Source organism: Providencia sp. PROV236 (assembly GCF_033676985.1).
GTDB lineage: Bacteria > Pseudomonadota > Gammaproteobacteria > Enterobacterales > Enterobacteriaceae > Providencia > Providencia manganoxydans.
This window is the reverse complement of record NZ_CP096297.1, coordinates 1,279,975-1,306,250: the sequence shown is the minus strand read 5'-3', so window position 1 is coordinate 1,306,250 and position 26,276 is coordinate 1,279,975. Positions and strand designations below refer to the sequence as shown.

General features: G+C 35.7%; 24 protein-coding genes. 7 read left to right on the top strand and 17 right to left on the bottom strand.

Annotation, left to right across the window (positions count from 1 at the left end):
- The 3 genes from glgP (at window position 1) to M1E96_RS05625 (ending at window position 5,240) form a co-directional block, all read left to right on the top strand.
- On the top strand, window positions 1–2,454 hold the full coding sequence (gene glgP, locus M1E96_RS05635; RefSeq protein WP_272580177.1) for a glycogen/starch/alpha-glucan family phosphorylase: 2,454 nt from the start codon (window positions 1–3) through the stop codon (window positions 2,452–2,454).
- A gap of 204 nt (window positions 2,455–2,658) precedes the next feature.
- Window positions 2,659–3,546: a helix-turn-helix domain-containing protein gene (locus M1E96_RS05630; protein ID WP_319066273.1), complete on the top strand. Its 888-nt coding sequence runs from the start codon at window positions 2,659–2,661 to the stop codon at window positions 3,544–3,546.
- Between the two features lie 314 nt (window positions 3,547–3,860).
- A complete protein-coding gene (locus tag M1E96_RS05625; protein WP_349489810.1) occupies window positions 3,861–5,240 on the top strand; it encodes a sugar porter family MFS transporter in 1,380 nt (459 codons plus the stop codon).
- A gap of 91 nt (window positions 5,241–5,331) precedes the next feature.
- Here M1E96_RS05625 and M1E96_RS05620 read toward each other — a convergent pair whose 3' ends face one another.
- Window positions 5,332–7,365 carry a TonB-dependent copper receptor gene (locus M1E96_RS05620; protein ID WP_319066275.1) on the bottom strand — a complete coding sequence of 678 codons (2,034 nt, stop codon included), beginning with the start codon at window positions 7,363–7,365 and terminating at the stop codon, window positions 5,332–5,334.
- A 266-nt stretch (window positions 7,366–7,631) separates the two neighbouring features.
- Window positions 7,632–7,973 (bottom strand): DUF2946 domain-containing protein, encoded by a 342-nt coding sequence (locus tag M1E96_RS05615; RefSeq protein ID WP_337979843.1) that lies wholly within the window; start codon window positions 7,971–7,973, stop codon window positions 7,632–7,634.
- 32 nt (window positions 7,974–8,005) lie between these two features.
- On the opposite strand from M1E96_RS05615, the gene M1E96_RS05610 reads away from it, so the two are divergent.
- Window positions 8,006–8,203 (top strand): hypothetical protein, encoded by a 198-nt coding sequence (locus M1E96_RS05610; protein ID WP_070925117.1) that lies wholly within the window; start codon window positions 8,006–8,008, stop codon window positions 8,201–8,203.
- 71 nt (window positions 8,204–8,274) lie between these two features.
- Here M1E96_RS05610 and M1E96_RS05605 read toward each other — a convergent pair whose 3' ends face one another.
- The 6 genes from M1E96_RS05605 to M1E96_RS05580 form a co-directional block, all read right to left on the bottom strand.
- Window positions 8,275–9,306: a phosphotriesterase gene (locus tag M1E96_RS05605; RefSeq protein ID WP_070925118.1), complete on the bottom strand. Its 1,032-nt coding sequence runs from the start codon at window positions 9,304–9,306 to the stop codon at window positions 8,275–8,277.
- A 2-nt stretch (window positions 9,307–9,308) separates the two neighbouring features.
- The gene (locus M1E96_RS05600) at window positions 9,309–10,274 is read right to left on the bottom strand and encodes a DMT family transporter (RefSeq protein WP_070925119.1); all 966 of its coding nucleotides are present in this window, start codon (window positions 10,272–10,274) and stop codon (window positions 9,309–9,311) included.
- Between the two features lie 382 nt (window positions 10,275–10,656).
- Window positions 10,657–11,394, bottom strand: a complete 738-nt coding sequence (locus M1E96_RS05595) for a glutamine amidotransferase (protein ID WP_349489809.1) — start codon at window positions 11,392–11,394, stop codon at window positions 10,657–10,659.
- Between the two features lie 25 nt (window positions 11,395–11,419).
- Window positions 11,420–12,640 carry a PfkB family carbohydrate kinase gene (locus tag M1E96_RS05590; protein ID WP_140181677.1) on the bottom strand — a complete coding sequence of 407 codons (1,221 nt, stop codon included), beginning with the start codon at window positions 12,638–12,640 and terminating at the stop codon, window positions 11,420–11,422.
- A gap of 421 nt (window positions 12,641–13,061) precedes the next feature.
- Window positions 13,062–13,247 carry an EamA family transporter gene (locus M1E96_RS05585; protein ID WP_369427413.1) on the bottom strand — a complete coding sequence of 62 codons (186 nt, stop codon included), beginning with the start codon at window positions 13,245–13,247 and terminating at the stop codon, window positions 13,062–13,064.
- On the bottom strand, window positions 13,190–13,939 hold the full coding sequence (locus tag M1E96_RS05580; protein ID WP_369427412.1) for a DMT family transporter: 750 nt from the start codon (window positions 13,937–13,939) through the stop codon (window positions 13,190–13,192). Before M1E96_RS05580 ends, M1E96_RS05585 begins: the two co-directional genes overlap by 58 nt.
- Window positions 13,940–14,602: 663 nt before the next feature.
- On the opposite strand from M1E96_RS05580, the gene M1E96_RS05575 reads away from it, so the two are divergent.
- On the top strand, window positions 14,603–15,031 hold the full coding sequence (locus tag M1E96_RS05575) for a hypothetical protein (RefSeq protein ID WP_070925123.1): 429 nt from the start codon (window positions 14,603–14,605) through the stop codon (window positions 15,029–15,031).
- A gap of 217 nt (window positions 15,032–15,248) precedes the next feature.
- A complete protein-coding gene (locus tag M1E96_RS05570) occupies window positions 15,249–16,214 on the top strand; it encodes a helix-turn-helix domain-containing GNAT family N-acetyltransferase (RefSeq protein ID WP_337979842.1) in 966 nt (321 codons plus the stop codon).
- Window positions 16,215–16,260: 46 nt separating this feature from the next.
- Here the strand turns inward: M1E96_RS05570 and M1E96_RS05565 are convergent, their stop codons facing one another.
- On the bottom strand, window positions 16,261–16,404 hold the full coding sequence (locus tag M1E96_RS05565; protein WP_369427411.1) for a hypothetical protein: 144 nt from the start codon (window positions 16,402–16,404) through the stop codon (window positions 16,261–16,263).
- A 636-nt stretch (window positions 16,405–17,040) separates the two neighbouring features.
- Between M1E96_RS05565 and M1E96_RS05560 the strand changes: the two genes are divergently transcribed.
- Complete coding sequence (locus M1E96_RS05560) at window positions 17,041–17,256, top strand: hypothetical protein (RefSeq protein ID WP_272580181.1); 216 nt, start codon at window positions 17,041–17,043, stop codon at window positions 17,254–17,256.
- A 298-nt stretch (window positions 17,257–17,554) separates the two neighbouring features.
- On the opposite strand, the gene M1E96_RS05555 is transcribed toward M1E96_RS05560, so the two are convergent.
- The 8 genes from M1E96_RS05555 to M1E96_RS05520 form a co-directional block, all read right to left on the bottom strand.
- Window positions 17,555–18,214: a MarC family NAAT transporter gene (locus M1E96_RS05555; protein ID WP_140181680.1), complete on the bottom strand. Its 660-nt coding sequence runs from the start codon at window positions 18,212–18,214 to the stop codon at window positions 17,555–17,557.
- 21 nt (window positions 18,215–18,235) lie between these two features.
- Window positions 18,236–19,870: an FUSC family protein gene (locus tag M1E96_RS05550; protein WP_272580182.1), complete on the bottom strand. Its 1,635-nt coding sequence runs from the start codon at window positions 19,868–19,870 to the stop codon at window positions 18,236–18,238.
- Window positions 19,871–19,873: 3 nt separating this feature from the next.
- Complete coding sequence (locus M1E96_RS05545) at window positions 19,874–20,722, bottom strand: HlyD family secretion protein (protein WP_070925125.1); 849 nt, start codon at window positions 20,720–20,722, stop codon at window positions 19,874–19,876.
- A gap of 1,042 nt (window positions 20,723–21,764) precedes the next feature.
- Window positions 21,765–22,190 carry a glutaredoxin-dependent arsenate reductase gene (gene arsC / locus M1E96_RS05540; RefSeq protein WP_272580183.1) on the bottom strand — a complete coding sequence of 142 codons (426 nt, stop codon included), beginning with the start codon at window positions 22,188–22,190 and terminating at the stop codon, window positions 21,765–21,767.
- 10 nt (window positions 22,191–22,200) lie between these two features.
- Window positions 22,201–23,490, bottom strand: coding sequence for an arsenic transporter (locus tag M1E96_RS05535; RefSeq protein ID WP_272580184.1), 1,290 nt, complete (start codon window positions 23,488–23,490; stop codon window positions 22,201–22,203).
- A gap of 187 nt (window positions 23,491–23,677) precedes the next feature.
- Window positions 23,678–23,740, bottom strand: a complete 63-nt coding sequence (locus tag M1E96_RS05530) for an arsenic metallochaperone ArsD family protein (protein WP_369097338.1) — start codon at window positions 23,738–23,740, stop codon at window positions 23,678–23,680.
- A gap of 47 nt (window positions 23,741–23,787) precedes the next feature.
- On the bottom strand, window positions 23,788–24,123 hold the full coding sequence (locus tag M1E96_RS05525) for a metalloregulator ArsR/SmtB family transcription factor (protein ID WP_036968128.1): 336 nt from the start codon (window positions 24,121–24,123) through the stop codon (window positions 23,788–23,790).
- Window positions 24,124–24,473: 350 nt separating this feature from the next.
- Window positions 24,474–25,301, bottom strand: a complete 828-nt coding sequence (locus tag M1E96_RS05520) for a sulfite exporter TauE/SafE family protein (RefSeq protein ID WP_319066286.1) — start codon at window positions 25,299–25,301, stop codon at window positions 24,474–24,476.
- Window positions 25,302–26,276: the final 975 nt, after the last annotated feature.

Here is a 26,276-nt window from a genome sequence, read left to right as displayed (position 1 = left end):
ATGAACTCTCATTTTGTTTATGAATGTAATTCACCATTAGTCACCCATGAAGCACTCAAAAACTCCATCATCTATAAACTCAAGTTTGTGATTGGCAAAGAACCCTATATTGCAACACAGCGCGAGTGGTTAGAAGCTATCTTATTAGCCGCACGTGATCGGATCGTTGACCGATGGATGACCACTAACCGTGCTGAATATTCACAACAACTCAAGCAAGTTTATTATTTATCAATGGAGTTTTTACTGGGTCGTTCATTATCCAATACATTGATTTCAATGAATATGTATGATGATTTAGTCACAGTAGTCACTGAACTTGGTTTTGATTTTGAACAATTATTAGAGCAAGAAACAGATCCCGGCCTCGGCAATGGTGGCCTAGGCCGACTTGCTGCGTGTTTTTTAGATTCTCTAGCAACCATGAACCTACCTGGCTGTGGTTATGGTATACGCTACGAATATGGCATGTTCCGACAAACCATACGTAACGGTCAACAAATCGAATGTCCTGATGACTGGCTAGCACATGGTAATCCTTGGGAGTTTCCACGTACAGAAAGCCGTTATCAAATACAATTTGAAGGTCATGTTATTGAAGAGGATGGGTGCCAGCAATGGATAAAAACTAACGATATTATTGCTGTCGCTTACGATCAAATTATTCCTGGCTATAAAACCGAAGCAACAAACACATTACGATTGTGGAGTGCTAAAGCCAGTGACGAATTTGATCTACAAATTTTCAATGATGGGGAGTATTACTCCGCCGTTAAGAAAAAAAATGAGTCTGAAAACGTCTCACGAGTTCTGTACCCTAATGACTCAACCTATTCAGGAAAAGAATTACGCCTCAAACAAGAATATTTCCTTGTTTCTGCCTCTGTACAAGACATTCTCTATCGACATTGGCTGGTTTATGAAACATGGGATAACTTAGCCGATAAAGTATCAATCCATTTAAACGATACCCACCCTGTTTTAGCAATCCCCGAATTGATCCGTATTTTAATTGATAAACATCAGGTTAGTTGGCAGGATGCCTTTTCTCTCGCCAATAAAATCTTTTCATACACCAATCACACATTAATGAGCGAAGCGTTGGAAACGTGGCCGGTAGAAATGATCCGTAAAATTTTACCACGTCATTTACAAATCATTTATCAAATCAATGATGATTTTTTACAGCAAGTTATTCAGCAGTTTCCTCATGACTATGAACTCCCTCGCCGAGTATCAATCATTAATGAAGATTATGGCCAACAGGTACGAATGGCTTGGCTCGCAGCGATCGTGTGCCATAAAGTAAATGGTGTTTCCAAACTACATAGTCAGCTAATGGTCGATGCTTTATTTGCCGATTTTGCACTCATTTTTCCCAATAAATTCTGCAATATTACGAATGGCGTTACCCCAAGACGTTGGCTAGCCGTTGCTAACCCTGAACTCACTGAAATGATAGAAGAAAATATAGGGCAACAATGGCTGACAGACCTTCCGCTGTTAGATGAGCTAAAACAATGGGCTGATTACCCGCAATTTTTAGACAAGTTACGACAAGTAAAACTGCGCAACAAACAAAAACTCGCGATTTTTATTGCACAGACGCAAGGAATTGTCATTAACCCTGAAGCTTTATTTGATGTACAAATTAAACGTATACACGAATACAAGCGACAACTATTGAATTTAATGCATGTGATTACTCACTATAACCGAATTCTAGCTAACCCCAGCAAAAATTGGGTACCGCGAGTCGTTATTTTTTCAGGTAAAGCGGCTTCTTCATACAGTGCAGCGAAAAAAATAATCCACTTGATCAATGATGTTGCAAAAGTCATCAATAATGATGAGCGTATAGGTGATCGCCTTAAAATCGTATTTATTCCCGATTACGGTGTAAGTTTGGCACAAAAAATCATCCCCGCAACCGACCTTTCGGAACAAATTTCACTTGCAGGTACAGAAGCGTCAGGCACTGGTAACATGAAATTTGCTCTCAATGGAGCCCTCACGATCGGAACATTAGATGGCGCGAATGTTGAAATACGCGAACACGTAGGTCATGAAAATATCTTTATATTTGGCCATACCATTGAAGAAGTAAAGCAGATCAAGCAAAACTACTATTATCCACGTTGGTATTATGACAATGATGCTGAGCTAAAGCAGGTGATAGATCAGATAAACCATGGTTATTTTAAACCTGATGCTCCTAACTTTTATCATGATCTGACCAATAGCTTATTAGATGGTGGTGATCAGTACTTATTGTTTGCAGATTATCGAAGCTATATTAATACCCAAGAACAGGTTAATAAGCTCTATCAAGACCCACTCGCATGGCAATCTAAAGTTACCCAAAATATTTGTAATATGGGTTTCTTTTCTTCAGATAGGACGATTAAAGAATATGCGACACAAATTTGGAATATAAAGCCTATCAATTTATGATTATATCCTTTAAATTAGGCCAGATATTTGAGTTAAGATTATCTGTGATGATAAAACTTACTTAACTTCACAACAATTTTAAAAAACTATCAGTCGGTATGCTATTCTGCAACCGACTGAAATGTGCTTTTATCTAGTAATAAGTCCAAAACGTATCACTTCTTTGTTCTACACCTTGGACCAAGCCGATTTAAAAGGGTAACTATGCTTCAAGAAAGTGTTATCAGGGAAATCATTCTCTGGATCGAGAAAAACTTAGAGTCTCGCCTATCTTTAGATACTGTTGCCGAAAAATCCGGATATACCAAATGGCATTTTCAGCGTCTGTTTAAAAATCAAACAGGCCTTGCTCTTGGCTCTTATATTCGAGCTAGACGCTTGTCTTGTTCTGCGGTTGCGCTTAGGCTCACCAATGACAGCATAATGGATATTTCTCTACGCTATCGTTTTGATTCGCAGCAAACATTTTGCCGTGCTTTTAAAAAACAATTTAATGTAACACCATCTGAATATCGCAAACGCACTGGCTGGAAAATAGAAGGGTTTTGTTTACCACTTAGAGAAAGCAAAGAGTTCAGCGTTGAGGTTAGCCTTATTAAATTAGAGCCTATTAAGCTAATAGGTAAGCAACATCGCTATACTCAAGGTATTAATGAGTGGAATTTCAAAACAGAAGAACTGCGTCGTCATTATTGGCGCGATTTTCTCACCGAGATCCAATATGTCACGACAAATCTATATGCAATCAATGGTGTTGATTCGGTAGATGCTCAAGAAGGCCAATTTTGCTATACCACCGCACTTGATGAGCGAGATATCGACCCCGTTCCGCCTAATCCCAAAATTATGACGTTGCCAGCAGGTGACTATTTACAAATAAAATTTACCTGCGATGAACTTCATGGTATCGACTATAACGATATAATTTATACCGTATATGGAAAAGTACTTGCAAGCATGGATATTGTCCGAGGTGAAGGTTCTGATATCGAAAATTATGTTTTGAAATCAAAACCAAGTTACGAACAGTTTGTTGAAAATTCTAGACTTTATCTTAAAGAGCTCAATTACTGCATTCCTGTTATTATTTAGCCTCTCAGAAGAAAAACTGACTATTTTTTTAGTTAGTTTTTCTTTGCCTAAAATCAATATTCTTAAGTTTTCTCTAGAAAAAATGTCTTATTTTCTAATTCTCATAAATAAAATTTAATTTTGATACTCAAATATGGATTAAATAAAAACCTGTATCATATAAAGTGTAAAAATTACCCTCCATTATCCTATCCCTCCTGATTTATTTCGCATTGAAAGCAAATGAAGATCGCGCTAGCATGAATTTGAGTTATATGAATTACGTATAAATAGCTAGGTAGATTTTCTAATATTACTATCAAGGATTAATGCTAATGGTAGAAAAAAACCAATCAACCAATCTAATGGTTATCTTCGTCGGTTTACTCGCAGCACTAGCGGGTCTCTTTTTTGGCTTAGATACTGGTGTTATCTCAGGGGCACTTCCTTTTATTAGTAAGCAGTTTGATATTTCCGCGACTCAGCAAGAACTCGTTGTTAGTTCTATGATGTTCGGCGCTGCTGCCGGAGCAATTATTAGTGGTTGGCTATCATCTTGGGGAGGACGTAAAAGAAGTTTATTGCTTAGTTCCATACTATTTATTATTGGCGCGCTAGGCTCTGCATTTTCACCAAATGCCGAGGTTCTTATTGGCTCACGCGTGATATTAGGTCTAGCAATTGGTATCTCATCTTTTACAACACCCGCCTATTTATCCGAAATAGCCCCCAAAAAGATCCGGGGTGGAATGATATCTATGTATCAGTTAATGATCACCATAGGTATTTTACTGGCATTCATTTCAGATACTGGGTTTAGCTATGATCATGCGTGGCGTTGGATGTTAGGGATCACTGCAATTCCTGCTGTCCTGCTATTTATTGGCGTCACTTTTTTACCTGAAAGTCCACGCTGGCTGGCCAGTAAGAACCGTTCCGATGATGCAAAAACTATCTTATTAAAACTCAGAAATTCAGAAACTGAAGCAATACAAGAATTAGACGATATTTTTAATAGCCTCAAAATCAAACAATCTGGTTTTGGTTTATTCAAAAATAACAGTAATTTCCGCCGTAGTGTATTTTTAGGGATCTCTTTGCAATTTATGCAACAACTAACCGGCATCAACGTCATTATGTACTATGCCCCGAAAATCTTCTCATTAGCCGGTTTTGAAACTACCACTCAACAAATGTATGGTACGGTACTGGTTGGATTGGTCAATGTGATTGCAACTTTTCTTGCCATCTCAATTATTGACCGTTTCGGTCGTAAAAAATTATTAGTCTTTGGCTTTAGTGTTATGGCAATAAGCATTGGTCTACTCGCTTATTTATTATCTTTCGACGCTCATACCTTACTTATCCAGTATGCTAGCATTGCATTCCTACTTATTTTTATTATTGGCTTTGCTGTCAGCGCAGGCCCTATCATGTGGGTTCTATGTTCTGAGATACAACCACTTAAAGGGCGTGATTTTGGTATTACTTGCTCAACCACTTCAAACTGGGTTGCTAACATGATAGTGAGTGCTACTTTCTTAACACTGTTATCGACACTCGGTGATACACATACATTTTGGCTATATGCGGCGCTCAATGCGGTATTTATTTTAGTCACACTCTACTTTGTACCAGAAACCAAAAATGTTTCTTTAGAGCATATTGAAGAAAACTTAATGAAAGGTAATTCGCTACGCAATATTGGCCAATAACTGATTATATCCCCCCTATCATGGGGGGATATATTAGGGGCTGGTGATTTTTACAACGAGAACAGCTTGAAAAATAGCCCTCAATAATAACTTAAAAAGTTACATTCATTTTCGCCCAGAATGTCCTACCTGGTTCATTCACTGGTTGGTTAGATGAATAACCGAACCCACTATTACCAGCTAAGTTAAGGTGCTCGCTATAATTCTTATCGAATAAGTTATCCACACCCGCACTTAATTTCATATGATCATTAACTCGATAGGCTGTATTAACCGAAAAAATGGTAAATCCTGCACTGCTGCTGAAATCTTTACCAACGACGTTACCATCATTAATCGCAACTCGATGTTGACTACTCACTACTCGCATCAACCCTGTTGTCGTCCAATCATTTTTTTCCCACGACAAACCAAAACGTGTCTCTAACGGCGGCATTTGAGGCAATGGCTGTCTATCGCTACGATTTTCTCCCCATGAATAAGCAAGGCTAGCATCCGCTTTCCATTCGTCCGTTAACTTATATGCTACCCCCATTTCACCGCCCATAATCATTGCGTTGACGTTTTCAACTTGGCTTTGACGTACATTGTGAGGGTTATAACGGAATAAAATAAAGTCATCAACACGACCAATATAAGCAGAAACCCATGCATTTATGCTTTCATTACTGTACTTAGCACCAATATCAAGCTGAGTCGTTTTCTCTGTTTTGAGATGATCAAACACATTGGTTGTTCCATCAGGCCCATAAGTCGGCGAGAACAACTCCCAATAATCAGGAAAACGCTCTGTGTAACCAACCCCCGCATACAACATTACTGGCATATTAGAAAGAGCATGTTCATAACGTACAAATCCAGCAGGCATGACTGTATTACGCCCCGAAGAGCCGATATTTGTATCATTATCAACCAAAACTCTGTCTGCTCGCGCCCCCGTCACGACCTTATCATGGTCGTTAACTTCCCACGTTAACTCCCCAAACACGCCATAGTCTTGGAATTGTGCGTCTTTGTTCCAACGATTATCACTCTCTTTGCGATGGGTATTAGTTTGCATATCGGCACCAGCCCGTAGTTCATAATCAGTCCACATCCAAGTGCCCATCACCCTACCGCCAACCGTTTTACGATCTACACGCATTTTCATTGGCATATTCATCATACCGTGACCACTTCCCATCATATGACCAGAACCACTTCCCATTGTTCCACTGGTTTCACGCAATGAATAGTTATCCATGATATGGTCGGCATAGTTGTAATAAATGTTGGCTTCTACTTTATCGAGTACAGTACCAATATTAGTTTTCTCAAAACGCATACCTAAACTTTCTCGTTTGAATTGAGAACCATCCATCCCTCTTCCTGCATAACGTGCTTCTCCATCACCTTTACCTGCGGTTAGCTCCAGTAAAGTATACTCATCAGGAGTCCAACCAATCGCTACGTCAGCATTCCACTTATCCCATTTTGATGGCACTTTATTACCATTACCATCCTTATAATCATTAGAACGTGATTTATTACCAACCAACCGTAAATAACCTTTTTCATTCCCCATACTCACATCAGCATTGGCATCCCAGCGCTGATTAGATGCGGTTAACACACTAGCATTGCCCTTAATGCCTGCTTTATCAAATAACGGTTTTTCACGTTCGAAACGGATCGTTCCAGCTGAGTTACCTGGTCCCCATAATACCGACTGAGGCCCTTTGATCATGGTAAGAAGATCGAAGTTTTCAGGTGAAATGTAGGATGTTGGTGCATCCATCCGTGATGGACAAGCCCCTAGCATCTCGCTGTCATTAGTTAAAATACGTAAACGAGAACCGAACATACCGCGAAAAACGGGATCACCATTAGTACCACCATTACGGATCTGAGAAAAACCGGGAATGGTTTTCAAATAGTCAGAGCCATCACTTGCTGGAACAGGTTGCCTAGGTGTTTTAGGTGATGTACTGATCGTCAATGGTGAGTCCACTGGTGCAGTAACGATCATGACTGAACTGTCAGAAAATAGACTTTGATTTTTATCTTCCGCCCATGCGCTATAAGAAACCAAAACGGTCGATACTAAAAATGCAACAGGTGCAATTACAAACTTTTCTTTGTTCATTGTTGTGCCTAATTCTTTTCTTTATGACGTAACAATGCCGCCTGAATGGATTATCCAAATTCAAGATATAAAACGTCTTAGTGCACTCAAAACGGCAAATGCAACCTAGCTACTTTCTATTAATTAAATAATTAATAAAAAGTGCATACACTCTAAATAATGCGAGTTGCAGATAGGCGATAAGCAAAGATAGGTAGAAAGCATAGATAAATGCTGTAACTCAGTGAGCTGAGTAAAAACACCATACCTTAACAAAGCCCTACAACTTAAAGGAGGACGAATATAGGTGGTGCGCGGGCACAACGTAATAACCAAGGCCGGAACAGATATAAACGAACGCAAGGTTCAAGGGCTAAACAGGAGGTCAATATTGCCAATAGGCGAATAGCAATGGCAACAAAGAGAATGATAAAGGGAAAATGAACCAATAACTGACAGTAACCACACACAATGTCTTCCATGGGCGATAATCCAACCCCTGACATTAAAAAGTGATTCATAGGTGTGCTGGTTGCGCATTCTTCAGGCAATAGCATATCCTGATGCGAATGCTCCATCGAATGGGCTGTCATGCCCTCCGTGAGTGAACAATCAGTCATGTGCATCATTGATTTTGAAACCAATGGGGCAATAAACAGCATTGCTACAGCAAGAAGGGCAAGATAAGCGGCAAATTGTTGAAATCGAGCGTGCAGGCGCAACGTTTTTCCGTCATATCTGTTCTGATTTTATTGCGCGAGAGTGTATCCTATTTGCATCTACGTTGTTATCGTTTTTTGTCAGTTATGTTACATCTGGCTTAGTTTTATACTGGATGCCGATGGCTGCATTCTTTTAAACAAAACGCGGTAATAGCCATAGACTATTACCGCAAAGTCGAACATAAAATAACAAAGGGTTACAATTTGATTAGGCTAACAAATTAGCCGGATTATCAATACATAAGCGACTTATAATGGCTTCATCAACCCCTTTTTTCGCGAGAAGGGATAAAAAAACATTGGGCACAAAGCCCCAGCCATTACCGCCATTTTTTGCCCACATCTGTTTTAGAAAAACATCATGGCTTAACACGATTTGATTACCATACCCCAATTCAATCAATTTATAGACGGCATCAACAGTTTCAGTGACAGTAGGGGCAACCCCTTCTTTAGGAAAAGAAATATCTAATCCAATCATATCGAATTCAAGCCATACGCCTCTGTCTAACATACGACGTTGATAATCCAGATCTTTTCCTGATGGATCTGAATGTGCTAACGAAATTTTAGCAGGATTAACGCCCATTTCTTTGATTAAAATATCCAGTACTTCATCACCACGACGTTGCCAGCCAGGCATGTGAATATTCATTGATACATGATCATTGGCTAGCTGGGCAATCGACGCCGCTCTGAGGCTATTTTTTTCACCTTCAGTGAAGAATGGTGAAACACCAATTTCGCCTATCATACCTGCGCAAATATCAGTACCATCAATACCTATATTTAGCTCGTCATCGATCATTTTGGCCATGACATCGATATTACTAACTAACCGTTCACCTTCAAATTTTTCGATATATAACCCAGATGAAGCAACCACATTAATACCTGTTTTGATTGCAACTTCACGCAGTTGACGTACATCACGACCAATCGCTTCGGAGCCTGTGGCATCCACGAGTGTTTTACCACCGAGCTCTTTAAAGTTATTTACCTCATAAATCACATCTTCAATCGGTTTTTTATCCATATTGTCGCAGCAGCAATACGGATCGTGTTTAAGTCCCCACTGAATGTCTGCACTGACTTTTTTATCGACTAAGACATGTGAGAAATCATAATAAGGCTCATCGACTACCGTTGATAAATCGTTAAATAAGTGTTCATGTGGGAGGGTTAACCCCATATCCTCTTTTTTAACCGGTCCTGTGACAGTCTGAATATAACCTTTCATTTTTACACTCCTGCTGTTTTCGCAGCTTTTGCTTCTCTAAATTCAGGGATAGTGGTAATAATCGCCCCTACCAGCGCAAATAATGTACCAATGATAGTCACTAGATAGACGGTATTTCCTAAAGATGGTAATAACAGGTCAATCAATACGGAGCCTAATAACTGCCCTGCTGTCGATGCGACACCTAACATTAATAAGCCTAACCCACGAACTAAAATTGCCATCAATGCAATCGACATTAAGCCTAATGGGCCACCTAAATACATCCACCACACACCCGGTAATTCAAGGGTAATATGCCCTAACGCCATACGAATAATCAGCGCAACAGTTAATACAGTGAAACCAACAATAAAGTTCCATGTGATAGAAACCATCATAGAACCTGTCGCTTCAGCAACTTTAGAGTTACCTGCTGGCTGCCACCCTGCTAATAAACCCGCTAAGAATGGCAGGATAGCTAAATAGATTGCGGATGTAGAATGCCATTGTGGTGAAACTACAAATAGTGTTGCGACAACGGCAAATACAGCGCCCATCACACGGAATGTAGTAAACGGTTTTTTCTCATCGATACCAATACCAAAACGGTCACACAATAAACCCGATAACAACAGTGCTGAAATTAAAGCGGTTTGGAAGGTTGCAATACCTAATGCACTTGCAGAGGCACCTTCAGAGAATACAACCATCGCGCCACACAGGCCTGCAAACCAGTTCCATAGAGGTATTTTACGTTGTTTAATTAAGCTCGGAATAGCTGCAAATTGTTGACGAGTTTGCTTTTTAGCAATAATAATAAAGAACATTACAACAAGGCCACTCGCGAATGAAATTACCGCACTCGCATTACCATCTTTTAATACATCCCCTAGTTGCCCATTAACGGCTGATTGCATTGGCGATAACATACCGGCTAAAACCGTTGCTATCATCAGTAAAGGTGTAGAATAATTTTTTGTACTCATAAAATATTCCTTTTGGAATTTTGACTGTACTCTAAATCATTCAAGTGCGACGGACAGAAAAAACACAGTGACTAGTGCCATTGAGTGCAATCACCATACCTTAACGAAAAGCCTACAACTTGAAGAATGACGAGTATATGAGTCATTATTTTTTGTAATCGAATAAATCGGATAACAAAGTGCAGGAAAACTCCCCACACTTATTTTTTTATTTTTACTATTTTATTTTTTGCTATTTATACTCTAAATAATTCGAGTTGCAGGTAGGTGACAAGCGAAGATAGGCGGAGAACATAGATAAACTATGTGACTCGGCAAGCCTCGCGTCGTCCCTTATGTTTTAATGAAAACCCCTGCAACCTGAAAGATGACGAATATCTCATTACTTAGATATTTGTTTTAGAATATTCACCCACATATCTGAGTAATGTTCCCAAGCCATAAATTCTTTACTTCCCCAGTGTGGCGAGCAATCACTCATAAAACAGGCTGTTTTACCTTTTTCATATTCACCAAAAACTAATAATGGATCTTCACCAATATTCAGTACGGTTTGGCTATTTTTCTTCGCCAATACTTTGTTATAACCTAAGAAGATTGGCCAGTTACCAAACCCTTTAATTGAATCATGAGTCGTATTAACTGCGGACGCAAATACGCCTTCAGGTGTTTCAACACGATCATCACCATCAAGCATTTCGACAGGTAATACATCAGCAAGTAAGGTATTTTTATAATTGGCTTTAGCTTCAATACCCATAAAGGATAAATAACCACCAATCATCAATAACCCACCGCCATTAATAACGTATTGTTTAATTAATTGCAGTGAATTTGGTAACACCTTCATATTATAGAAAGTATCGTTTTGCAGTAAGAAAGTATTTGCACCAATATCACTGATTACAATAACATCGTATTTTTCGAGTTCTTCGACTGTTTTTGGAAATGACATTTGCACAACATGTGCTGGCATATAATCAACTTCAACACCTTTATTTTTTAAACAACTTAATAAAAATGTTGCGCCTTCTTCATATTTACTCGATGTAAAGCTATCGTAACCTTTTGTGTGGATCATATGAATGTGCCATGATTCACCAATAAATAAAATTTTCATTTTTATTCCTCTTTCAGAATAGACGTTATTCAGGAGATTGAGTCACAACCTGAGAGTAGGTTGTTTGATTAATACGATACATCACATTAATATCTTCAGGCATTTCTGAAGCATTACTGGTTTCAACTGCAAGAGATGAAAATGCAGAGGCATAACGCAATGCGTAAGAGAATTGTTTTCCTTTTGCTAGCGATGCAGCCAAAGCACCATTAAATGCATCCCCTGCACCTGCTGTATTTTTAACAACCGCAGTGTAGGCTGGTGAGTAAATAAACTTATTGCCATCATAGGCAAGAGAGCCTTTACTTCCCAATGTTATAACGACTTTTTTCACCCCTTTGTGATAGATAGCTTCAGCAGCTTGTTTTGCGGAATCTAAATCAATCACATTAATTCCCGAAAGTAAGCTCGCTTCAGTTTCATTTGGTGTTAAAATATCAACCTTTTCAAGTAGTTCTATTGCGATTTCATTGTAAGGTGCTGGGTTTAAAATAATCGGAATATTGTATTCATTACCTATCGCAATAATCTCTTTTAATGCTTCAATATTAGTTTCGAGTTGTAATAGGATAATATTTGAGTTAATAATTTTATCTTTCTGAATTTTGACTTCATCAGCACTAATATCCATATTCGAGCCAGGGTAAATGGAGATAATATTTTCACCACTATTTTCTGAAACAAAAATAGATGCCGTACCTGTCTGAAATTTTTCTGTTTGGTAAATGGTTGAGCTTTTTATTTTTGATGATGAAATAAAATTTACTGCATAATCACTAAACTGGTCTGTACCTATTTTAGTAATAAAATGTACTTGAGAGTCTGAGTAACTTGCAGCAAGAGCTTGGTTACAACCTTTACCACCCGGTGAAAAAATAAATTTATTTGATAACAATGATTCACCTGCCTCAGGAAGGCGAGGTAAATAACTAATCATATCAACATTAAACGAACCTAAAACACAAACTTTGCCGTTCACTAAATCATCCTTATTTACTATTTCATTAAGGCTTTCATTGCACTCTAGAAATTGTATAATTTCTTTTTTGGCAACTTTATCTAGGGTCTCAAATTCAATGAATGCGCCACCGTGGCAACGGCTAATAATTCCTTTTTTTGCCAAAGAATTTAAATCTGCTCTGATGGTTTCTTTAGTGACATTAAGCTCTTTCGATAAAACAGAAACTTTTGCTGAGCCTGCATTTTTTAGAAAACTGATTATTTTTTTATGTCTTTCTGCTTTCATGCCATTTTACCTCATGGCATTTACTTTAATTTAGATATTGTTAGTTTAATGTGATAATAATCATATGTTCCCGAAGCAAAGCAAAAAAAAGCAAAAAAAAGCAAAAAAGACAAAAATAAAAACAAAAAAAAGCAAAAGCATATTACGTTAAGGTAAATTAGCCTTTTAACACAAAATAAAATAGGAAAGCATTAGCCAATTTAATTATTATTCCATTTAAAACTAAAACAATCACCATGATACTCACAGATAAAAAACAAAATTAAATCAAATTAGACATTATTTTCAATAAATTATTGAAATAAAATTAAAGTTATAACTAATAGTTAACTATAAAGAATTTCAAATAAATAAAATACTTACTTTTAAATTTTAATTAACTAAATGCAAATCTGAATCGATTCAACTTTTTGTATCTTATTTATCTTGTTTTTCCTATAAATGAAATCAGCATACTCAACAAGATCAGAACCATTCCAATCAGCATAGTGAAAGAAATTACTTCATCTAGAAAATAATGAGATAACCCAACGCTAATTATCGGAGCGACTAATACCGCATAAGAAGAGAGTTCAGCCCCCCCCCTTGTTCTATCATGTAGAACCACAGTACAAAAACAATCACACCGCCAGCGATCCCTATAAATAAGATAGGAAAATAAACATCCTTAATGTAATGCAGAGGATCCTGTTGATAATCAAATATATCCAAATTGGATGAAATAAATAGTGTAATCAATAAGATAAGAAAGAATGAGACGATATTTTGATACATCACTTTAAAAAGTAGATCTAACTGAGTCGGAATTTTTTCTGCTAAAAACGTCCCTAAGGCCCACATAGAAGCACTCAGCAGTATAATCATCTCGCCCAAACCAAAGTGATCCAAGGACGTAAAAATAAATACCCCAATTAAGCAACTTAATGATACTACTATTGAATTCAAGGTAATCCGTTTATGTGCAATCATCATAATCACTGTAGTCATTGCTGGCATAGTATAAATCAGCACAGATGCTTTAGCTGAATCCGTATATCCCAAGGCAATATTATTGAGAAGAGTCACTAAAAAAACATTTAAAAACCCCAATGGAATACACATAATCAAGCCATAGAAGTGAAACTTGCGCTTGAAAGCTATTAGCGCTAACAATATTAGCACTACAACTGATGTTAACGCTGCATAAAAACGAAAAGGCCAAACACCTATTTTTTCAATAGTCATTTTTGATATAGGAAAACTGCTTCCCCAAATCAATGAAATACAAATAGCAAGACAAATTATTTTAATATTGTTCATATGAATAATATTATCGTTATATAAGGAATTAGTGATCTAATAGGATAATAAATAAGTGTTCCCATATCACTTCCCCATTATAGTTATTTTTGTTCTCTATTCTATTTTTACCAACTACAAAACAAAAAATGGTCATCTAAGCCTCAATACATCTACATTTTATCACCCTTCTTCTGGTTAGACGCGTAACACAATCAGCGTTGCCTTAATCACTTTATTTAGCGAGTTATCGTAAGAGCATTCAACGCTGAGAAACACCTATTTCCGCTGTGTGAAGAGAGGTTATCGTTTAGCTGGAAATCTTTCTTGCTTGTTGTACTCTTTATGGGTGGGAATTGAGTTATCATAGATAATGTAAATTTTTCCATTACATCAAGCTAAAGCGATTAATGTGGCAAAATCAACAAAAATAAAACAATAAAATTAACAATTCTCCATTTGCGAGATAAATTAATATAAAAATCTTTTTATAAAAAATAAAAATTAGTAGATAATAATAGGCTTAAATAAACTCAACATAACAATTCATTTTAAATTGTAATTGTTTGTTTTTATTTAACTCTTGTTATTTCTAGACCATATAACCATACTTTTATCCATGCTACTTTATGACGGTCCAATAATGATTTATTTCTATCACTTAACAGGTAAAAGAGTAATATCATGAAAAAGAACATATTTTCATATTTAATTATTGCGCTGATTGCGAGCAGCTCTTTTGTCGCAGGTATGATGGCAAACTACACACCTGATCTTGATATCGTAAAAAAATCACAAAAGGCCGTTGAAGACTTTCTCCCCTTTCCTGAAACAGCTGAATATAAAAATGTTCACTATTACTCAGTGAGGGAAACGCTTGATCACGGTATGTTGGGCTATGTTTGCGGTGAAGTGCTAGTCTTTAAAAATGAAAAATCCTTTAGTTACAGGCGATTTTTAGTCAAAACCTATATGCATCAGGATGGTAGAAATGTCGTTTCTATTCCTTTAATTAATACTGAAGAAAATAGATTCCCAAACGAAAACTTTAATAATATTTGGGATGATTTTTGCCATGAACACCCCGCCCACTCCACGACTTATAAAGATTGATAGACAATTGGTATTTAGAATCTATTACTAAACTGGGATTAAGAATACTTTCCCACTCTGCGTCACTCATAATGTAATCAATTCAACATTATCCCTTATTTCCTTATTTTACTTCAATATTACTTCATCCCATTGTTTTTCTTATTTATTTAAAAATCGGATTGACGAAGAGAAGCAACTGCTTGTAGCTTACAACAAGTTGCTTTTGGGAGGCACAATGAATAATAAGATTGATTTAACCGAGCAAATTCGTTCTTCATCTAGAATGATGGTACGTGAATTAGGTTTTATGCGCTCAACTCTCGCAGCGACTAATTATAGTCCCTCAGCGATTCACGTCCTGCTTGAAATAGAACAAAATCCCACCATTACCCCAGCACAGCTAGCTGAACTCTTAATCTTAGAAAAATCAACCATCAGTCGTCTAATTCAAAAGCTACTCTGCAATGGTGAAATAATTGAATCGACAAACATCGAAGATGGACGACTTAAAAATTTATCCCTCACTGCCAAAGGTAAAAACTTAGTTAATGGCATCCATCGTTTTGGCCAACAGCAAGTTATATTCGCATTAGAAAAATTGGCAGTTAAGCAACAGCAAGCCGTCGCTGAAGGGATCACGCTTTACGCGAATGCGCTCAAACAACATCGCCTAAAGCAAACTAATGATACCGCTCAATTCATTGATATTTATGAAGGCTATCGTTCAGGATTAATCGGTAAAATAACCCAAATGCATGCAGAATTTTACTTTGAACATGCCAATTTTGGTGAATTTTTTGAAAAAAAAATAGCAATGGATGTCAGTGAGTTTATTAATCGAATTGGTGAACCCTGCAACCAAATATGGAGCGCCATACATAATAATCATATTGTTGGTTCTATTGCGGTAGATGGGCAAGATTTGGCATGTGGCCATGCTCATTTGCGTTGGTTCATTCTTGATCCAAAATGCAGAGGAATGGGAATAGGCCGATTATTACTCGATAAAACGCTCTCTTTTTGCCAAACACAATCTTTTAAAGCTATAGAGCTTTGGACATTTAAAGGGTTAAATACTGCCGCTAGACTTTACCAACAAGCTGGATTTAAGTTAGTTCAAGAACAGGAAGGAAGCCAATGGGGAACATCTGTGATAGAACAACATTATATTAAAAATTTGAACATAAATAAAATCAGCTAGTTACCGAAGCTCAAAGAAAACAGTAGACTAGCTGAAAAGCGAGTCATTAATTCGCAAAGTGCAATAGCATAATATAACTAAGGTCGCCGATGATACTACTGTGATACAGCGATTCAAACGGGGAATAAACCATTTTTATCGTTGCTGCGATAGAGTTACCGAGTAGTTCTATGGGATCATATGCTGACATCGTATTCTCCTATTTTCTTTTAGAGTAAACTACCCTCTGACAGCACTCAATCAGAATATACTCATCATACATTAAGTTTTAGGGGGTTAGGCTTATAGTGACTAAGCCTACTTGTGCTAATCACATAATTTGTCCTATATTCTAGTAACTCACTCACTTATCCTCTATTTCCCCCAAAACTATTTAGAATATAATAGGTATTATTACCAACTTAATAAGTGTTAATCATTTTCATAATTAGAATAAGTAAAAGATATTAAGTTAATTGCTCATTTATGAGCTAACTCACATATTTTCACACCACTACGTGTTAATACTTAATATATATTTATACTTTACTTACTCTTGTTTATTGTATTAATTTACAAAATAGAAAACACAAAATAAAAAGACAATAATATCAATAAATTGAAGCCATAAAATAATTAACCAATGTAATGTTTTATCTGTTAAATTTAAATAAATTATAGAATCAATAAATTTTTTAAATTATTAAATGCTTTTTTTATCTCAAAAAGATTAAATTTAATCATTTTAAACTCACATTAAAAATTAATAGCACAAATAACTAATAAAAACTTCAATATTATATTTAAATCATATACACTTCTCACGTAACTATGAAAAGGAATTGTTATGTTTAGATTTATTGAATCATTTATTAGTGAGTTAACGCATGTGATGTCTATAAATAGTCGTCGTATCATTGTAGGCATTTTAGCGATCGCGACTCTTTCAACAACGATTACGATGGAATCGATAAACATCTATTTTATTGCAGCGTTTTTATTTGTCAGTATTTCTCTATATCTACCTGAAATTTATAAATTTTTGATGAACAAAGTCAACTAAATTTAGTATTTACGTAGACACAGGTAATTCTTTTTTGCATTGCATACAAATGGCAGTTTACTAGTATCTACATTTCAAAAATTAAGTAATAACACTTAATTAACATGTTATTTATATATTCTAAAACAACATGAAGATGGTAAAGATAATTAATATTACTTGATATTAATTTATCGCCGTTGCTGACTGGCGCAGAAAAAGAAAAGCGCTGTAACACCTTATTCAGTTGAGAAGTAATAACCTTTCAGGTGTTATTTATACATTAAATCAGAGTAATTCACGATAACATTGTTCAAAACTAGCTAAAAAAACCAGAACGCGTGAGTTCTCCTATACCGGTGATGATAAATTGTACACCCATACAAACTAGCAAAAATCCCATCAGCCTAGATATTGCATCAATGCCGCTTTTACCAAAAAACTTCATAATAAGACTTGAACTTTTTAGGCATGCCCACAAAATCACAGAAAAAATTAAAAATACCAACGGTGGCGCAACAATAATAACCCAATGAGGATAAGCGCTTTCATTCGTGATTACGGATGAAGCCATACTAATAATCATCGCTATAGTACCTGGTCCAGCAGTACTTGGCATAGCTAAAGGAACAAATGCAACACTCGATGTATTATCTACTGTTTTTTCCCCTTCATCATGACGACTATTTTCGGCGACAGGAAACAACATACGAAAACCAATGTAGGCAACAATAAAACCACCGGCAATCCTCAAACCTGGAATAGTCACACCAAAGGTATTCATGATCGCTTGTCCTGAATACCATGAGACCAACATAATAAAAAAGACATATACAGGCGTCATTTTTATGGTTTTTTTACGCGCCTCAATTGTCATTCCACCGGATAAACCAAGAAACAATGCAACTGTGGTTAGTGGGTTTGATAATGGTAACAATACCACCAACCCAATCCCTATTGCAGTTAATAATTCAAACATGACCACCTCTTATATTTATGATTATAACAAAAAGCCAATAATATCTTTGGCATACTTTACATTAGAATCTGAATAAATTGTTTCAGTACCATTAAGAGATTTCAATATATTATCTTTATCATCTCCTATTGATACCGCATTAATAATGCTGACCATCAGTTCTCTTACCTGATATGATTCTGATAATTCATATAAACTAATCAATGCAATTAACACGTAAAACTGGTTAATATTTTTATGTTCATATAATGAATTTACATTCATTAGCAAAGTATTACGAATTTTTATGAGAACTAACTCATTTAACGGTAATGTATTTATTTTCTGTAAAATAAAATTAACTTTACGTGTTTCTATCTGCTGTGCACTACTCAATGGTATGATATACAACATCAAAATCACTATAATGATAGAAAAAATAAGCGCTATAGCAGTATTAGCAAAAAAAACAAAATCAAAACTCATTGGATTAGTAAAATTAATTAGAAATATTAAAGAAATACACATAATATGTGAAATCAAAAATGCTAACTTACCTACCGTTTTCAAGACACCAAAAAGGATAAAGATAGGGATCATAATCAAGGCCGCTTGCATAAAACTTGATGCCTGTATTAAAAAGAAAAATTTCAATACATAGCTAAACGCGATCACTAACAGAGCAACAATAAATACAATAAAAGCAAGCTTATTAGCATTGGGAATAGTAATCCCAAAGGTAAAAGAAATACTCACTAATACAGGTAAAATATAACCATACTCCCAACCAGTATTAAGCCAGAACATAACACTAATCACTAAACTTACAACTAGTCTTAACGTATTTAAAAAAGCATCTTTCCAATCAAAAAATGCATAAGACTGAAAGGTAGAGGGACGACTAATCTCTTTCTTCAAGCTTAATAATTGATTATATTTTTCATAGCGTAAAAATGCGCGATCGACTAAACCAATAATAGATATAGTGACCAATATTGGTAATTTTAATGCCTTACTGTGTGCCTTTTTAAAAGATAAAAAATGACTTTCATATTTACTCACTTCATCATAGGCTATACTATCTGCAATGATAACAGATAGGTTTTTCATTGTATTATCATAATTTCCTTTGAATACACTTGATAACACATTTTTTCTATCCGTACTTATTTTCCTGTTCAATAGAACTGTTTGTGGCACATTAGACCTATTTGGTAAGGCATAACTAATAAATGTGTAAATAATGATGCCTATCATAACCTCCATTAGCCTTTCTTGAGACAAATTAAATATTGTCATTGGCAATGGATAGACTGATGTACCGAAGGCAATGATCGCAGAAGTATACCCTGATAGCGAAAACATATAAGGCATCATATAGCGAGAAGTTAACGCCATAAATAAGCAAACTGACAACCAAATAATAATCAAAGAGGTAAACAACCAGTGATCACTGAGACTAATGTTAGCGATTAATGTTACTACGATAACACCAATAACACTTCCTACAAGGCGTGCCGCCATTTTAGCCAAACTTAATGATGGATCAGGGTAGCCAATGATTGCGACAGTCATCATTGACCAGTAAGGCTTATCAAAACCAAAATATGAAGAAATATACCAAGCCAATAGAATAGCTAGCATATATTTAACTGCAAATATCCAGTTTAGTTTCATCACTTAGTCTTCAATAAATACAGTGCAAGTCGTACCCGGTATAAGGGTTACTCCTTGAGTATCATTTAATGATATTTTAATTGGTACTCTTTGTGCTAATCGGACCCATGGGTAGTTAGGTTGTATATTTTCAAGTAGCTGGCTTCCTGTCGTAGAGTTGTTATCGTCAATTGCTCGACCAATGCTTTGTACTTTGCCTTTTAATTCATGATTGTTGCCGTACAACTTTATATTTGCATTATCACCAACAACAACATTGGCCATTTTAGTTTCTTCTAAATAAGCAATCACATAGAAAGAATCTTTATCAACGATCGCAAATAGAGGGGAGCCTGCATTAATATAATTCCCTGTACGCAAATTCAAATTAGTAATAAAGCCATTTACTGGTGAATGAATTTGTGTTCTTGATAGGTCAAGTTTAGCTTTTTCAATCTTCACCTTTGCTAATTCAATTTTTTTGGCTAAGCTTTCTTGGCGCGACTTTGCATCATCTAGCTCTTCCTTAGATATCGCAACCTGACTTAGTTTAGTACGCCTTGCTAATTGGTTCTTGGCAAAATTGTATTGAACCACTAAATCATTAAGTTCTAATTCAGATTGACGTAGTTTGATTTCATAGTCAGTAGGATCAACGACAAGTAATAATTCACCTTGTTTGACTTCTTGGTTATCGATGATCATCAATTGCTCAACTTTCCCTGAAACCTCTGCTGTCACTTGGTTGATTTCAGCTCTTACTCTACCATCCCGAGTCCATGGGCTTAATGCATAATGGTTCCATAATAAATATATAGACGAAACAATGATGAATACAGATATCACAATTAATAAATATTTCTTTATATTCATTATATTACCAACCATGAATTAAGAATGAAATGCATGACCAAAATGCAGAGAAACAGCATAGAAATGTCGAATAAGCTTCCTGCATATTCATATTTGCTCACTAAGTTTGCGTAAACTACTCTAATTAATAACCATGAAAAGAAACCTAAAAAAAACACCAAAGCAATCCCGGGTATAAAAACCGTACCCCCTAGAATTAAATCTTCCATACGCTATCCCATTATCAAGAGATATTTAACGATATTAATCATTATAGTAGTAAATGCACATCGCAGTATATTTTTAATATAAGCAATAAATTTAAACAATTGGTTTAATCATATAAACTGTAAAATTTTACAATTTTTTATCTCTACTCTACTACATAAGAGGATCAGCCAATTTAGTTGATTATATTACCAACAAATAACAATGTACAATTTGAGAGCATCAAAAGTTAACTTGATAGAATTAAGCACCAAAATAAATTACAACTCATTATTGTACTAATAAATAAATTTACCTTAAGCATGAACATTGCAACAAGTAACCTAATGAGTTTTTTTAATTAAATCTGGACTATTGAAACAACAATCCAGCCAAATCGAATACGATGAAATATGCTACAATAGATACTTACTTCTTACATAACCAAATGAAAATACAACAAAAATGAGTAATAATGATGTATCTTATGTATACATTAAAGCTTATGCCATGGGGGCATTCAGCTCTTATTATATTAATTTTTATTACATTAAATGAGAAAAAAGAAGCTTAAATTTGTGTTTGTATAATTTTATATCAATAAATACACCAACAATTTTTTCCACAAAACACAGAATTTAACTTACAATAAAACATGCTATACACAATAAATTAGGGTACTTGTTTTTAGAAACCTAAGACATCAACTCAGACTCAACGAGATAATTTGTACATATAACTCAGCCATTAAGCATATCAGTATTGAATTATACCCTATAATTCAAGTAGCCAGTTTAATTAAAACTGGCCTGTCACGGATAAACATTAACCAAGAGCTATGATTTTAAAGAGCCATTTACTTTACTCTTCTCCCTTGCTTATCAACAATAACCTCACCATCTTCTTTGATAAATTCACTTTGTTGCTGATTAGGAAGTATATCTAGCACCACCTCAGAAGGCCGACACAACTTTACCCCTAGCGGAGTGACGACAATTGGTCGATTAATCAATATCGGGTACTGCAACATAAAATCAATGAGTTGCTCATCTGTATGGTTATCTTGTTCTAAATTTAATTGCTCATACGGCTCAACATTTTTTCGTAATAGCTCCCTTACCGTGATGTTCATATCCGCAATGAGTTGTACTAAAACATTTTTACTCGGCGGCGTTTCTAGGTAATGGATAATCGTTGGCTCAATACCACTATTGCGGATCATTGCAAGGGCATTACGCGAAGTGCCACAATTGGGGTTATGGTAGATAGTGATCTCATTCATGGGGTTACCTTTAATTTAACAGTGAAAGTCGAAGTACTAAAGTAACGAGTGTGACAATCAGCACAGGGATAGTCATGATAATCCCTGTTTTGAAATAATATCCCCATGTAATGGTCATGTTTTTTTGCGATAAAACATGCAGCCACAGCAATGTAGCCAAACTACCTATTGGTGTGATTTTTGGACCCAAATCGGCACCAATCACATTGGCATAAACCATCGCTTGTTGAATTAACCCTGTCGCTTCACTTCCTTCAATAGATAACGCGCCAATTAATACCGTTGGCATATTGTTCATTATGGATGATAAAAATGCGGTAATAAATCCCGTTCCTAGAGTGGCAACCCATAGTCCTTTGTCTGCAAGGTAACTGAGCGTTTCAGAAAGATAATCGGTTAACCCTGCATTTCTTAAACCATAAACCACCAAGTACATCCCTAAAGAGAAAATAACGATTTGCCAAGGTGCGCCACGTAACACTTTTCTGGTATTAATCGTATGGCCTCTGGCTGCAATCACCCAAAGAATTAAGGCACCAATAGCTGCAATTGCACTCACTGGAATACCTAATGGTTCTAAGACAAAGAAACCAATAAGTAGCAGTACCAATACCAGCCAACCAGCTTTAAACGTTGTCATGTCCTTAATGGCTAAAGTCGGTTCACTCAGTTTGGTAACATCATATTGTTTAGGAATATCTTTGCGGAAAAACCAATGCAGCATCACGAGTGTTGCGATAATTGCAGCAATATCTACTGGCACCATAATTGATGCATATTCCGTAAATCCAATATTAAAGAAGTCCGCAGAAACGATATTCACGAGGTTCGAAACAATCAGCGGCAAGCTCGCCGTATCTGCAATAAACCCAGCAGCCATAACAAATGCTAATGTGGTGCCTTTGTTGAAACCAAGTGCCAATAACATCGCAATCACAATGGGCGTTAATATCAATGCTGCACCATCGTTAGCAAATAAGGCCGCCACCGTTGCACCAAGTAGCACGATATAACTGAATAACAGCTTTCCTTTACCACCGCCCCACTTGCCAACATGTAATGCAGCCCATTCAAAGAAACCACTTTCATCTAAAAGTAAGCTAATGATAATTACTGCAACAAATGTCGCAGTGGCATTCCAAACAATGTTCCAAACAATCGGAATATCTTGAAAACTGATCACACCAAAGATCAGTGCCAATACAGCCCCTGCTGTAGCACTCCAGCCAATACCCAGTCCTTTGGGCTGCCAAATAACAAAGGTGATCGTTAAAATAAAAATTAATGCGGCAATAAACATAACTACCTCGTTTAAAAGGTGCTTTTACACCCTTTCTTGTTTTAAAATCAATAATGCAAATGAATCGGCTCTTGAGATTTCAAGGATACCCCCACTTTTTTGTTATAAAAAAATGTATAGGCTCTTGCATTAACTTATTTTTTAACCTGTCGGGCTCTCTTGTGAGGTCTACTAATGCAGGAGTGACTTACGCTCCACAAACACCTGTGCTACAGCATAATACAGGATCAAATACTTTTAGTTTTTTCATAACCCAACCTTACATATGTTTTTCCATATATGTTAATTTAAAAAATTTTATGCGGAACAACTACTCGCAGACTCTTTTGTCTCTAAGCTTTTGAGTAAATCTGCCACTCTATTTTTCTCTGTGGCATAGGTGACATCAATGATACTTTTCACCCACGGTAGTAATGCTGGAGATAATCGATAATGAACCCATTTACCATGTTTTGAGTCGAGCAAAAGACCAGACTCTCTTAACATTGCTAAGTGTCGAGATGTCTTTGGTTGCGATAAATTTAAGGCCGTATAGATATCACAAACACACAGCTCACCAGATGCTTTCAAAAGCAATACGATATCGAGTCTGGTTTGATCCCCTAAAATTTTAAACAGTTGTAATGGTTCCATACATGCTCCTTACTATCTATAGCCTAAGAGTACACTCAATAAACATATACGTCAAAACACATGCATTGACATATAAAAAATCTTAATTAAGATTAGCGCAATATAAGCATCATAGTTTCAGTTATCATCGAGTGACAATTCGAACAAATTCAAATACACATAATTTTAGAATCAGCAATTATGTTGGTACATCAAAATATAAATATCAACCGAGTGACAAAACACTAAAATTAGTTAATTCTCTGAATTTTAATATAAAAAGACATTCACTTTCTGCAATATCAGAGCACTGATAAAATTAAATGATGAAATAACTCCCTCAAAACCCTACTCAATAATGATAATCTGAATTAGATTGAACCAGAAGATATAATCAGATGGATCATTTTACTCACAACTAAGATTAAAAATACCGCAAATATTTGACGGATCACTTTAACCGGAAGTTTATAGGAAAATTTCACACCAAGTGGAGCAAATAAAACACTGGTTATACCAATACCAACAAACGCTGGGAGATAAATAAAACCTAGATAGTAATCTGTGATTTCCGTTTTATTCCAACCATAAATAATCCCTGATATAGCCCCAATTGTTGCTAAAACAACACCCAGCATTGAAGATGTCGCTATACATTTTCGAGTATTAAATCCCCATGTACTCAGAAGAGGCACTGTAATAGCTCCGCCTGCAATACCGATAAAACTGGAAATAAACCCGATAAATACTCCACCACCGGATAGCCAAGGTTTTGTTATAACAGGATCATCTACATTTTCGATTCGGTCAGCTTCATTTTTTTTCGAAAATAATAAAGTATAAATGGTATATCCCATAAAAAGACAAAAAATAACCTGTAAGATAATATCCGAAGTTTTATGAACGAAATAAGAGCCTAAAAATACCCCAATAATGGTACCAACAGATAGATATGGGAATTCATTCCAAAGAATGGCTTTATGCTTGCTGTGAGAATAGGCAGAAGATGCAGTAGAAAAAATGATAACAGAGAATGAGGTAGCTAAGGCTATTTTCATTGTCAATTCATAAGGCATGCCTTGCTGTGTCACTGTGTATATAATAATAGGTACTATGATTGTTCCGCCGCCTATACCAAGCAAACCAGCTAAAACCCCAGTAACACACCCTATTAATAAGAAAATGAGCAACATCTCCATAACTATTCCTTATGCTATATTGAAATAAAAATATAGATACAATTAATACATGTTATATAGAAACACAAGTTGATAATATTACTTTCATTATGGCGTCATTGAAATAAAAATAAATTTTCTCATGCACTTCATATTTACCCCAAAATATTCAAAAAACCAGAAATTAAATTAATTCAATGAGTTAAATAACATATCAATCGTTAAATCAACTTATAAACTCATTTTCTCACTAAATGCCACGTTAAAAATATTTTGATTAGACCTTTGGCTCTTATGGCGAACTTATATTTCCAGCCAGAACGATTGACGTCCTTCAGAAAATATGTCTGATGATACTAAGAAAGATCATCAAACATATCTCCCATCAATCACGCCAAGGAGCGGCTGTATTACTTTGATTAGGTTTACAAAACCACCAAAGAGGATTAATTAAGATATGATATTAATGAGGCTTGTTAACTTTTAGTCGCTCAAGCTTCCATTTATCCATTAGCCATTCGATGATTTTGATTCGGTAACGCTTTCCGGCTTTTGTTACTTTTGAAAGAATATTGATAATGCCTTTGAGATTGGATTTTTGAAGGTAGATGTCTTCTTTTTGTTTATTAATTTATCAATTAATATTTTCATTATTAATATTAAGCAGGAATATGTAATGATAGCAGTTCCATGAAAATTAAAGTTTTCCAGATGGCTTAGAGCTTTTGTTTCTATAATAGATTAAATCTTCATCATTTACGAGCTCGATTCGCAATATTATGACTCCCTTTTTAAGCAACCCATCCCCATAGCAACCACATGAAATTACAAAAAATAATGACATTATGCACCCTACTAATAAAAAAATTTCCATATATCTTGCGTCATTAACTCAATCATATTAACTCAAATTTATCACTCACTGTTAGCTCCACTGTTCTAATATTTGCGTTAGATGTTAATTTATAGTATTTTTCATTTTCACACTTAATCATG

Coding starts and splice junctions, on each gene's coding strand:
- glgP (WP_272580177.1), top strand. CDS start 1: ATGAACTCTCATTTTGTTTATGAATGTAATTCACCATTAGTCACCCAT.
- M1E96_RS05630 (WP_319066273.1), top strand. CDS start 2,659: ATGCTTCAAGAAAGTGTTATCAGGGAAATCATTCTCTGGATCGAGAAA.
- M1E96_RS05625 (WP_349489810.1), top strand. CDS start 3,861: ATGGTAGAAAAAAACCAATCAACCAATCTAATGGTTATCTTCGTCGGT.
- M1E96_RS05620 (WP_319066275.1), bottom strand. CDS start 7,365: ATGAACAAAGAAAAGTTTGTAATTGCACCTGTTGCATTTTTAGTATCG.
- M1E96_RS05615 (WP_337979843.1), bottom strand. CDS start 7,973: ATGATGCACATGACTGATTGTTCACTCACGGAGGGCATGACAGCCCAT.
- M1E96_RS05605 (WP_070925118.1), bottom strand. CDS start 9,306: ATGAAAGGTTATATTCAGACTGTCACAGGACCGGTTAAAAAAGAGGAT.
- M1E96_RS05600 (WP_070925119.1), bottom strand. CDS start 10,274: ATGAGTACAAAAAATTATTCTACACCTTTACTGATGATAGCAACGGTT.
- M1E96_RS05595 (WP_349489809.1), bottom strand. CDS start 11,394: ATGAAAATTTTATTTATTGGTGAATCATGGCACATTCATATGATCCAC.
- M1E96_RS05590 (WP_140181677.1), bottom strand. CDS start 12,640: ATGAAAGCAGAAAGACATAAAAAAATAATCAGTTTTCTAAAAAATGCA.
- M1E96_RS05580 (WP_369427412.1), bottom strand. CDS start 13,939: ATGAACAATATTAAAATAATTTGTCTTGCTATTTGTATTTCATTGATT.
- M1E96_RS05575 (WP_070925123.1), top strand. CDS start 14,603: ATGAAAAAGAACATATTTTCATATTTAATTATTGCGCTGATTGCGAGC.
- M1E96_RS05570 (WP_337979842.1), top strand. CDS start 15,249: ATGAATAATAAGATTGATTTAACCGAGCAAATTCGTTCTTCATCTAGA.
- M1E96_RS05565 (WP_369427411.1), bottom strand. CDS start 16,404: ATGTCAGCATATGATCCCATAGAACTACTCGGTAACTCTATCGCAGCA.
- M1E96_RS05560 (WP_272580181.1), top strand. CDS start 17,041: ATGTTTAGATTTATTGAATCATTTATTAGTGAGTTAACGCATGTGATG.
- M1E96_RS05555 (WP_140181680.1), bottom strand. CDS start 18,214: ATGTTTGAATTATTAACTGCAATAGGGATTGGGTTGGTGGTATTGTTA.
- M1E96_RS05550 (WP_272580182.1), bottom strand. CDS start 19,870: ATGAAACTAAACTGGATATTTGCAGTTAAATATATGCTAGCTATTCTA.
- M1E96_RS05545 (WP_070925125.1), bottom strand. CDS start 20,722: ATGAATATAAAGAAATATTTATTAATTGTGATATCTGTATTCATCATT.
- arsC (WP_272580183.1), bottom strand. CDS start 22,190: ATGAATGAGATCACTATCTACCATAACCCCAATTGTGGCACTTCGCGT.
- M1E96_RS05535 (WP_272580184.1), bottom strand. CDS start 23,490: ATGTTTATTGCCGCATTAATTTTTATTTTAACGATCACCTTTGTTATT.
- M1E96_RS05525 (WP_036968128.1), bottom strand. CDS start 24,123: ATGGAACCATTACAACTGTTTAAAATTTTAGGGGATCAAACCAGACTC.
- M1E96_RS05520 (WP_319066286.1), bottom strand. CDS start 25,301: ATGGAGATGTTGCTCATTTTCTTATTAATAGGGTGTGTTACTGGGGTT.